Origin of the sequence: Flammeovirga sp. MY04 (genome assembly GCF_001682195.2) — a bacterium.
Classification (GTDB): Bacteria; Bacteroidota; Bacteroidia; order Cytophagales; family Flammeovirgaceae; genus Flammeovirga; species Flammeovirga yaeyamensis.
In genome coordinates this window covers 2,811,283-2,822,499 of sequence record NZ_CP003560.2, presented here as the reverse complement: position 1 = coordinate 2,822,499, position 11,217 = coordinate 2,811,283, and the positions used below count along the sequence as shown (strand labels likewise).

9 protein-coding genes and 1 pseudogene are annotated in these 11,217 nt (G+C 33.5%); 8 read left to right on the top strand and 2 right to left on the bottom strand.

Translation table 11 applies throughout. From position 1 onward, the window contains the following. Positions 1 to 6: 6 nt before the first annotated feature. The 8 genes and pseudogenes from MY04_RS11435 (at position 7) to MY04_RS11400 (ending at position 9,520) form a co-directional block, all read left to right on the top strand. A complete protein-coding gene (locus MY04_RS11435) occupies positions 7 to 2,034 on the top strand; it encodes a hypothetical protein (RefSeq protein ID WP_066209797.1) in 2,028 nt (675 codons plus the stop codon). Between the two features lie 12 nt (positions 2,035 to 2,046). Next, the gene (gene tnpA / locus MY04_RS11430) at positions 2,047 to 2,334 is read left to right on the top strand and encodes an IS66 family insertion sequence element accessory protein TnpA (RefSeq protein WP_066207001.1); all 288 of its coding nucleotides are present in this window, start codon (positions 2,047 to 2,049) and stop codon (positions 2,332 to 2,334) included. Beyond that, on the top strand, positions 2,334 to 2,675 hold the full coding sequence (gene tnpB, locus MY04_RS11425; protein ID WP_066207003.1) for an IS66 family insertion sequence element accessory protein TnpB: 342 nt from the start codon (positions 2,334 to 2,336) through the stop codon (positions 2,673 to 2,675). Before tnpA ends, tnpB begins: the two co-directional genes overlap by 1 nt. A gap of 24 nt (positions 2,676 to 2,699) precedes the next feature. Further along, positions 2,700 to 4,015 (top strand): annotated as a pseudogene (tnpC, locus tag MY04_RS28330) (IS66 family transposase); the annotation flags it as partial. Then, entirely contained in the window at positions 3,998 to 4,126 is a 129-nt protein-coding gene (locus MY04_RS28325) for a transposase domain-containing protein (protein ID WP_442899787.1), read from the top strand. The pseudogene tnpC and the gene MY04_RS28325, both read left to right, overlap by 18 nt. Positions 4,127 to 4,137: 11 nt before the next feature. Continuing rightward, positions 4,138 to 6,927, top strand: coding sequence for a T9SS type A sorting domain-containing protein (locus MY04_RS11410; protein ID WP_066209792.1), 2,790 nt, complete (start codon positions 4,138 to 4,140; stop codon positions 6,925 to 6,927). Between the two features lie 376 nt (positions 6,928 to 7,303). Then, a complete protein-coding gene (locus MY04_RS11405; RefSeq protein ID WP_066209790.1) occupies positions 7,304 to 8,926 on the top strand; it encodes an ArnT family glycosyltransferase in 1,623 nt (540 codons plus the stop codon). Between the two features lie 9 nt (positions 8,927 to 8,935). Further along, entirely contained in the window at positions 8,936 to 9,520 is a 585-nt protein-coding gene (locus tag MY04_RS11400; protein ID WP_084005851.1) for a phosphatase PAP2 family protein, read from the top strand. Between the two features lie 49 nt (positions 9,521 to 9,569). Here MY04_RS11400 and MY04_RS11395 read toward each other — a convergent pair whose 3' ends face one another. Beyond that, positions 9,570 to 10,436: a hypothetical protein gene (locus MY04_RS11395; protein ID WP_066209788.1), complete on the bottom strand. Its 867-nt coding sequence runs from the start codon at positions 10,434 to 10,436 to the stop codon at positions 9,570 to 9,572. Continuing rightward, positions 10,414 to 11,217: an EI24 domain-containing protein gene (locus MY04_RS11390; RefSeq protein WP_066209786.1), complete on the bottom strand. Its 804-nt coding sequence runs from the start codon at positions 11,215 to 11,217 to the stop codon at positions 10,414 to 10,416. The genes MY04_RS11395 and MY04_RS11390 overlap by 23 nt, the downstream gene beginning before the upstream one ends.

The following is an 11,217-nucleotide window of genomic DNA, read 5'->3' as shown; positions in this document are numbered from 1 at the left end:
CTCATTATGTTACAACAATTAATAAAGAGATGTTTATTCATACACATAGTTGTTTTTGTTTGTACATTTAAAATAAATGCACAATCTTTTTCGGGTACACATTTAATTACAAAACCTTATATAATTAATGATGTACATAAAGTATTTACAGCTGATGGTGATATAGAAATTGAATTCTCAACAAATTCAGCATTAAATAGTAACATTATAATATTGGATGACCATCTGGGTAATATTACATATGTTAATTATGCTAATACTGAAATTCAACAATTAAGAGATCAAAAAATAATAAAAAGTATTTCTCATAAATCTGGGAATACATATGTAGTTAAAATTGATGGTAAGATATTTAAATCTAAGGCTGAATTAATTGCAGATAATGTTGATTTATTTGAAGGTAGAATTCAATTTGGTTTGGTGTTACGATATACTGTTGATAACGTAGATAATTATACCATTTTACAACCTACACATGATAATCATCGACCTTATCTATCTTTTGATAATTTAGCTCCAGATATATCAATTATTGGTGATAACCATAATCAAGATATAACTTCTAATTATGTTGAATATAAGTTCAAAGTATTAGAATCTAATTTAGATTATACAGATGAAAGTTCTTTTTCAATGAATTTTACAAGTTCTGAATCTAATACATTCAATAAAACAATCACAGCTGTTGAAATCGTAGATAAAGATGATGAAGATGGTCGAAAGCAAAAAGAAATTACTTTTAGAGCACCAAATACAAACGGTAGTTTTTTCGAAGGTTTAACAAATTTAGAATATACTTTTGATGTTATTGATTATGGAACAAATATTACAACTTTTGAAGGTACATCTACTTTAAATAAGTCAGATTTTAAGATAACACAAACACCTTTTGATGGTTATATTAAATTAAACGAGACACTTCATTATAGTTATCAATCTAAAGATAACTCCGTTGTTGTAAATGAAGATTTTTCTGAAATAATTATTTATAATTCATCAGGACAGTTTTTGGGAACTTTTCCATTAGAATTTACTGCAAATAATAACTTTAATTTTCAGTTTACTTCTGATGTAATTGAAGATATTAAAACATTGAATGAAGGTGAAAGACTTAATGCAATAGTTACATTGTATGATAATTCAAATTTAGATAATAAAGCTGTATATTCTTCATTACACTATTACGATAATACACCACCTAGTAATCCTTCTTTTGTTTCTTTAATTGACATTGAAGAACCTGAATTTTTATCTGGGCCAACAGATCCTTTAGATCCTTCTGTACCATTAGTTACAACCTGGGTACAAACTCCGATAACAGAAAAGGACATGGATGATTTTTATTCAACAATTAAGGTTACTATTGATGAATATGATTTAAAAAAGACAGGAACCAATTTGTCTATTGATATTTTTGATGAAGATGGTGGAAAAACACCGGTATCTATTCCTTTAACTTCTTTTACAAAAGGGGCTAATAATAGTAATGAATTATATTTTTCATTTAATTTGTCAGGTTTATATGATGGAGTAAGTGCTAAAAAGGTAACCTATTTTACTATAAATAATGTTTACGCTGAAGATCAGGCGGGTAACACACAGGATATTCCTTTAATAGAAAAAACAAAATATTATTTTTCTTCTTTTGCACCATCAATTTCAAAAGCAGGTATCAAATATATACAAGAAGGTATTGAGGTAAGTACTAACGAAGAATTGAAAAATGGAATAGTGACAATTGAGGTTCCATATGTTGCATCTTCATTAAAAAATAATATTAAAATCAGAGTGCTAGGAACAAATGAGGATATAGGTAATATTGTTTTTACAGAAGATAATGGTGTTTTTAAATTCGATTTACCAATAGACGAAAAGTTTACAAGTGGTACAACGCTTAATTATGATTTAGTCATCGAAGATGGATCTGGGAATGTTGTATCAGAGGAAAATATAATAGGCCCTGAAATCGTAAGCAGTCGCCCATCCCCATCTATTATGCCTCAAATTCCTGACTTAATTTTACGTCATCATTAAAACGTAGATATTATGTCAAAAAAAGCAGAAATGTATGCTCATATAGCATCATGGAAAATTAGTGGTTTACAACAAAAAGCTTATTGTCAACTTCATTCAATTAAGCTATCCACTTTTCATTATTGGGTAGTAAAACAACGTAAAGAAAATACAAATCCAGCTAAGGGGAGTTTCATCCCTGTCAAAGTACCGAAGAAGGTTGAACAGACCGTTAAGACCGTTACTCTCGAATATCCCAATGGAGTAAAACTCCATCTTTCAGATCGAGAACTATTAAAAGAAGCAATTCATTTTTTCTAATGTTATCTCTTCGTAATACAGATCGTATTTACCTGTACAGTAAATTTACAGATATGCGAAAAGGATTTAATGGGTTGAGTAATATCGTTATTTCTTTAATGGAACTGGATGTGACTAATGGAGATATTTTCGTTTTTATTAATCGAAGTAAAGATAAATTGAAACTGCTTCGGTTTGAAAAAGGCGGTTTTTCATTGTATTATAAACGTTTGGAAAAAGGTCGGTTTGAGCTTCCGAAAGGGTTCGACAAACAGAAAAACATCTCTTTATCTTCGACAGAAATTATGATGATAATTGAAGGTATTTCTTTAGAAAAAAGAGGTCAAAAAGTACGTTTTTAGTATTAAAATCGCTACTTTTGTAAGGTGAGTAAGGATGATAAAATAGCGAATTTAGAACAAGAAAATGCACAACTGAAGACACAGTTGTCAATGCTTCAAAGTATGCTTTACGGTTCTAAATCAGAGAAACGAAAACAAGCGGATATACCCGATAATCAGCTCTCTATTTTCGCTCAAGACAAAGAGCAGAAAACGGAGCCTTCTCAGGAGATTACCGTTCCTGCTCACAAACGCAAAAAGAAAAAGCCTGTACGAACAGCTTTACCAGAGCATCTGGAACGTGTAGAAGAAGTGATTGAACCTGATCATGATTTGGATGGATGGCATAAAGTGGGTGAAGATGTCACGGAAGTACTCGAATGCGAGCCTGCCCGCTTATTCGTTCGTAGAATTATTCGCCCTCGTTACGTTCGTGATACACATCAAGAGAACAGCGAGTTTAGTCAAGCAAATTTACCATCAGATCTACCATTTCCTAAGTCAAGTACATCGGCAAGTTTAGCCGCACAGATGGTCGTGAGTAAATTTATCGATCATATCCCCATCCATCGTTTTATCAAGCAATTTGAAAGACAAGGTGTTTATCTAAAAATACAACGCTCATAGACTTACAAAAAAGAACGGCGGATAAACTGAGTATTTTATACGACACACTCACTCAAAAAATACAGCAAAGTAACTACCTTCAAATCGATGAATCGACCATAAAGGTGATGGGAACAGGTAAAAAAGGAAAACCACACCAAGGATATATGTGGTATTACCTTGATCCTAAAGCCAAATTATTATCGATTCATTATGCAAGCGGTCGAGATCGGAAATATTTAAAAGAACATCTGCATAATTTTTCAGGTTATGCTCAAACCGATGGCTATAAAGCTTACGATTATTTTGATCAGACAACAACAATTACACAGCTCAATTGTTGGGCCCACGCACGTCGATACTTTTTTGAAGCACATAAAGGTGGAGATAAAAGGGCATTGGAGGCGGTGAACCTTATTGGCCAGCTCTACGAACTGGAAAAATCACTGAAAGAAGAATCTAATCCAAAAATCATCTATCAGCAAAGGCAAAAGTATGCTCTTCCAGTAATCAATACACTTTTTGAGTGGGCAAAAAAGCTAACCGTCTTACCTAAATCTCAGTTAGGAAAAGCAATACATTATCTTCTCAATAGAGAAAAAGGACTCCGAATGTACTTAACTAACGGTAAACTTTTGATTGATAACAACCCCATAGAAAATAAAATTCGTCCACTTGCTATTGGTCGAAAAAATTACATGTTTGCAGGAAATGAAGAAGGAGCAAAACAAGCTGCCATGTTCTATGCCTTTTTTGCAACAGCCAAAATGAACGACATTGAACCTTTTGAATGGCTAAAATCAACGCTAGAAAAAATAGATGATCAGCCGATCAATAAAATTGAGGAATTACTGCCGGTGAAGTAGTATTTAGCGGGATGGGCGACTGCTTACCTGAAATCAAATTTGAAAACCCTGCGAATTTTAGTATTTCCTATCCTTATAATCCTTTTAATAAATGGTATGTACAAGAAATACCTGCTGAAGATACTTTGGTAGTTCACATTTCAACATTAGAAAATTCATTTAGAGCAGATTCCATTATTGTATATCAAAATGGAATTAGTGGAAAGCCATTATTTAGATTAGAAAATAAAGATTTGTATAATGTAAATGAAGCTTATATTAAAATTCCTTACGACTCTATATCAGAAAAGTTTCCTAGTAAATATTTAGGACAATTAAATCTTGTTTATAGAACTAGTAACGTTTTAGGTAGTAGTCCTAACAATCCTGATAGAGCAGTTTATGTATCAGATGTAAAAGACGTCATTTTACGAAATGAATGGCTCTTATTTGGGTATTCAGGTAAAAATTTCGAACTGAAAACGAACATCGATGATAACACAGATGTAAGTGATTTTGAATATAATCCAAAAACGGAAGTGGATAATTTGATCTCACCAATTAATATGTGGAGAGACGGTAAGTCTACTGATGATATTGATACACGAAAAGTAGATGTAAGAGTACTAGCTTTAGATATAAACGGTGGTAAATCTGAAGATACAGTCGAATTTAAAATCACTCAAAAATCAATATTGGATGATAAATTTGAGGATTATTACTGTAGTAATTCAGAAGAAATAGGAGAATTTAGTATAAACAACGTTTTTGAGGAGGCAGATAGTAATGGAACTACACTAGGATTAAACTTGTATCGCTTAGAAAATGGAGATTCAATTAGAATTAAAAATGAAGAAGCATTAGTAAGGTCTGATACAGATTATTATTCATATACATTATATCCAAGTAACATTCACGATGATCCAGAAAATAGGTTTAATGATTTTGTAATTGGTTTATATAGAAAAGTAAATGATGATACTCTTTTCTTAGGGTACAAAAACTTCAAAACGATTTATGAACCAGAAATTACAACCAGTTTACAAATGACTCTTCCTGAGACAGGGAGTTCAAGAATCATAAGTGTAGGTTTATCAGAATTTAATAATAGAACTTATACGTTATCGCTTGGACCAAATCAGTCAAATGTAACCATAGGTAATAGCATAGTTTCTACTTCAAATGGTAAATTTACTTTTAACTTATCAAATACCTTTGATGATGATTCAGTGAAATTTATTTTAACGGCGGCTACAGAAACAGGTACTTGTGAACTGCAAGAAATTTTTAGTATCCCTGTTTTGAAAAATGTAAATACTGCTGAAGATGAAATCAATATATCTTTCATTGAAGAAGATAATTGGAAGGCAAGTTTACTTCAAGTAGATGGAAATAGCGTCTTTATAAAAGACGTACTAGGCGGTACTAAAACACCATGGGAAGTTGAAAATAAACAATGGCAATTAGCTGACACTGTCGCTAGAGGTTTAGCCACTATTTCATCCCCTGTATACGATCTATCTTCCATGGACCGCCCAATGATCGAACTAGATTACATTGCCAACACCTCCGAAAGAAACGGAGTGTTCTTGCAAGTAAAACAAGGATATGCTGGAACTTGGAAAACGGTAGGAACTCCAGAAGGAATATGGAATTGGTACAATACTTACGGTCTATACAATAACGATCTAAATACCAATAACGATGGCTTGGCATGGGCTGGGGCATTAGGAGCAGTAGAAGGTAGAATTCCTTTAGATGCTGCATTAGATATGAACGGTGACCTAGAAAAAGTAATGTTCCGTTTTGTATTCGCTCATGGAGAAGGAAGCACAGATTCCTTTGGTTTTGAAAGAATGAAGATCCGTAATCGATCGCGAAATGTGGTTATCGAATCGTATTTACAAGCCAATAATACTGGTCATCAGGATATTTTGTCTAAGATGTACGAAATCTTGGAAGTGGTCAATGGAAACGATCCGGATTTTATCCATAACTATTATCTAGAAAGAAGTGAAACGTGTACTGATCCTATATACGATAGAGGAGCAGAAACCACGGAAGCGAGAAGATTATGGTACGGTCTTAATTCCATTAACGATGAGACAGGACCTTATTCTGTAGCGATCGATGGAGAACTGATTGAAGGAACAAGCATCCAAGAAATGAGTACACCAATTTACGATGCAATTCGTAAATCAGTACTTAAGGATGAACCTGTTACTGTTGATTGGACGCACACTGAAGATCAATTAACTATTGATTATACCATAGCTGATACCTTATTCAGTAAAATGGATGAATTGCTTTGGGTATTTACTTTCGGAGATGCACAAGAAACTATTGGTGCATGTAATCCTATGAATTTGATGCAAAGAGATTTTGATCAAGTCATTGGTTATATCACACCTATGATCGCTTCAGATAATAGTGGAAGCTTACAAGTGGATTTAACAGATCTTCCAAGCGGTATCAACAAAGAATTTAATCTTCAATTGTTGTTACAACATTACGAAAGTATGGAGATCTTCTCTGCGATTAGTATTCCGCTAGAAAGGGAAGGAGGACCAACATCTTCAGAAGACCTTTGGGAGAATCAGTGGAGCATCTATCCAAATCCAACAAGTTCAACATTAAATGTACAGCAACTCTTTGGTAACGAAGTGGATTGTACAATATACGACATACATGGAAGAACTTTGTTTGAAGGTGTAATTGGTCATCAAACGTCAATAACATTAGACCACTTCCCTAAAGGGGTCTATATAATTGGGGTATCGAACAACAACAAACGTTTTACTAAAACATTTATAAAAGACTAAAATTTTGTAAAGTGCTTTCTAAAACATGTCTCTAGAAAGCACTTTACAAAGTGTAAAACCATACTACTAATGATTTCTCACTAACTAAATTACTGCTTTAAAAACTTTCTACAACACCTCCTTTTCCTTCATATCATACACCGGATTCTCATACAACCTCACCGACTTCAATTTTGGAAATTATCTAATGCCTTAGGAATAACCATAATATCGTTATGCTCCATGATAAGCATTTTTTCGACTAATTCAGTAAAATTTGATTTATTTCGGTAATTCTTTGATGATACTTACTAATGAACCCCACGATTTAAATCAATAATCCGTTATTTTTTATAAAAAGTAATCGACATTATTTTAGAATAAGTAGATTTGCAGCATGGAAACTAAAAGTATTACGGAAAATAGAGCCACTAAAATTGTGCTTCGACTAATTGTAATTAGTTCGATTGTTAGAGCATTTATCGGTGGATGGATGGAGTTCAGTAATGACGAGGTATATTACTGGACCTACGCTTTATATCCTGCATTAAGTCATTTTGATCATCCGCCAATGGTAGGATGGGTGATTCAGCTATTTACTCTAAACTTAACTTTACCGTATGAGTTTTTTATGCGATTAGGTGGAGTGGTGTTTGCTGGAATCAATACTTTCTTGATTTATAGAATAGCCTCGAAAATTAAAGATCATATTGCAGGTTTATACGCTGCATTTTTATATACTTCTTCTATTTATGCCTCTATTCTAGCAGGTATATTTATTATCCCAGATACTCCTCAGACCTTATTTTGGATGTTGAGTATTTATTTCTTAATGGACGCTTTACCTAGAGAAATAAATGCCAAGAGTAGAAAAAATCTTCTTTTAGGTGGTTTAATGATAGGTCTTGCGGGATTATCAAAATACCATGGTGGATTTATTGGCATCGGAGTAGCATTGTATGTGTTACTATCAGATAGACGTTGGTTAAAAGATTGGAGTATTTGGGCAGCGGGTGCTATTGCTGTAGCTTGTATGTTCCCTGTAATCTATTGGAATTACAGCAACGACTTCATCAGTTTTACTTTCCATACAGAAAGGGTAACTCCTGCATTGGAACTTCGTTTAGACTATTTCTTTACAGAAGTAGGTGGACAAATTGCGTACAATAACCCTTGGAACTGGTACTTAATTATTGCTGCTTTAGTCGGTATTTTTAAGGGCAGAAAAGTGATGGAAAAGAAAGAGTTACAAGTTTTGTTGTATAACGGACTCCCTCTTTTATTGGTGTTTACATCATTTGCTTTGTTTAGAAGAACATTACCTCATTGGACGGGTCCTGCATACTTGCCGCTTATCATTATAGCAGCGGTATATTGGAGAGAAAAACTTATTGATGCTAAAGCGAAAAATGTATCAAGATTATGGAAACCAAGACGTATTGTGGGTTCAACTGTTTTCTTATCGGTTGTGTTAGCCATTGCTTTCTGGTTGATCAACTTTAGTCCATTGCAATTAGGAAAAACAGATTTGAGTAAACCAGAAATTTTTGGGGAGTATGATTTTACTCAAGATATGTATGGTTGGCGACAGATCAACAAGAAATTAAAGCCTATTATCGCTAAAGATGTAGCTGATGGAAACATGAAAGAAAATGCAAAATTTGTAGCTTTTGAATGGTTCCCAGGTACACATATCGATTTTTATATTGCCCATCCGAATGGCCATCCTTTGATAATGATGGGGAATTGGGATCAGATTCATAAATATGCTTGGATTAATAACGACCGTGGAGGTTTACAAGTAGGTGAGGATGTCTATTTTGTAAATGTGACTAACTGGGGTAGAGATGTAAACCAAGTCTTCGGAAAATATTTTGATAAAATTGAAGAGGTCGATCGAGTGGAAGTGACTCGTGGTGGCAACTTGATGCGTTATGCTTACCTATATCGTTTACGCGGATATAAAGGAAATTATCCTTTCCCAGATCCGTTCGAAAAACATCATCATTTGACAAACTAAGAAGAGATTATGGAGCCGTTTGAGTGGGAGAGATCATTATTTTTATTTTTTAACGGGATGCATAATCCGGCATCAGATAGTTTTTTCTGGTGGCTGACTACACCGGTAAATTCTTGGCCGTTATATGTCTTCTTGTTGATGTTTTCGTACATCAAATTTGGATGGAAAAATACATTGATCACTTTGATAGGTTTAGGAATAGCTATTGGATTGGCGGATGCGATTGCTTCTCAAATCATTAAAAAATTAATTCAGAGACCACGACCTTCACATGATCCTGTCATAGAGCATTTAGTGCATACGTTGCATGGCTATAAAGGTGGGGCTTATGGTTTTGTGTCCTCTCACGCTTCTACTTCTATGGCGATAGCTCTATTCTTCTATAACGCTTGGAAGAAACGTTTCCCTTGGGCTGTCTTATTATTTTTATGGACTATTGTGTATTCTTATAGTCGAATAGCAGTAGGTGTTCACTTTGTTGGTGATATTATCGGTGGGTGGTTAGTAGGCTTATTAGCGTATTGGATATCAATAAAGATTATGGTATTTGCTTCGACAAAGATACCTTGGTTAAAGAAGACCTCAGAAAATTAATTCTAATGTCTTTAGTATAAACATAGTGAAATTTTTCGCAGAACTCAGATTAATAAGGAGACAGTAAAGGATCGTACGATATGATATGAACTATCTGTTGGGTAGGATTTAATTCTTTATCATAATTGATCATAGAGATATTTATTGGATACTTTTCCTCATTAAAAATACTTCTGTAGGTGATTCTTGTAGAATCTGATGCCACAAAGAAATTGGTATTCAAAGTAGGTTTAGTGAGATCGGTGACTAAATGTTTTGTCAGTTTATAGTCTTCAATATTGTCTAAAGTGAGGAATTGAGTGAAGTTAGTCGTTCCGTAGATCATCGAATTTCCAAATTCTAAGTATTCGAAAGTAGTATTAAGTGAAGAACTGAATAATTCATTTTCTAGAATAGTATTGTATGTTTTCACTCCTTTCAGGGTACCCTCTTCATAGGTATAAAAATAAGTTTTCCCTTCCTTGAAGTTTTGAATTCTATAAGGCAGGGCAACTTGCTCAGAATTTTGAATGTTTAGATAATCAATTCCGTCCTTGGTAATTGTAGTCGTATTTCCTGAGTAGCTGAATAAATATTGATGAAGTTCATTGGCATCTCCATCTAATACTTTTATTGATTCAAAGGTTAATGAATTGTCTACATAATCAAGTACTAAAATTCTTATGTTATCTTCTTGATCATATTGAATAATATCGGAAAATCTAAAGAACTCATCGTTATAGAAAAATTCTATTCTTTTTAAATCAGACGATTCAGGTTCTTTAATAATGTACTCAAGATCTACAGTGTATACGTTTTCGAAAATTTCAATGCCATTATCTTGATCATCGTCTTCTTGATCAAAAATGCCACAAGACGAAAGAATGCTACAAAAGAGTACGATAAATAATTGATTATATTTCTTCAAAATGCTCATAAACTTTAAGTTCTTTCATCATTAATCCTCCAGCAACTACACTTGTAATTGGAGCGATAATACCTCCCAATATAGGAATCATAGCCAATAGACCACCCCCCAATCCAATAGAGGTCGACATCTTTTTATTACGTTGTATGTACTGTTTACTTTTATCGACATCGATATTCCAATATTCAAAATAGTTGTCCATTATCCCAAAACCAAGATAATAACTATTGATTGCTATAGAAATCGCCATAAAAACAATTCCAATCACTGGAATAAAGGTAAGTGGTAAGAGGATCAATGAATAGCACAAACTTTTTAAGGCATTGGGAATACTTACTTTAAAAAATAGGGAAGACATTCGTTTGATATCGAAACGATCATCCACTTCTTGGTGGTAAGAGATCTTTAAAACTTTTTGAGTCAGTGTATCTTGAATGGGTACTGTAAACGCACTTAAAATTACTGGGTAAACAAAGATACCTGTAATCATAATAGGTAGACCTACAAAAAGGAAGAGTACCCAATACATAATACTGTCTATGGTTGCGGGTTCTAAGCTAGTAATTGATGCCTTCCATTCTTGCATAAAATTGAAGTTCGAAATGGCATCAATTGTCGTGTTTCCTAAATACAAACTTGCACAAAAAATGAGTGTAAAGAGGATGATTGCAAATATGGAAGTATACAAATAGTATTTCCTCAACCCATTTTTATTGATATAAACAAGGGCATTATAGTAATGCTTCATGCTTAAAGAAGCAGCTTTGAAATAGGATAGCTTAGTATTCAT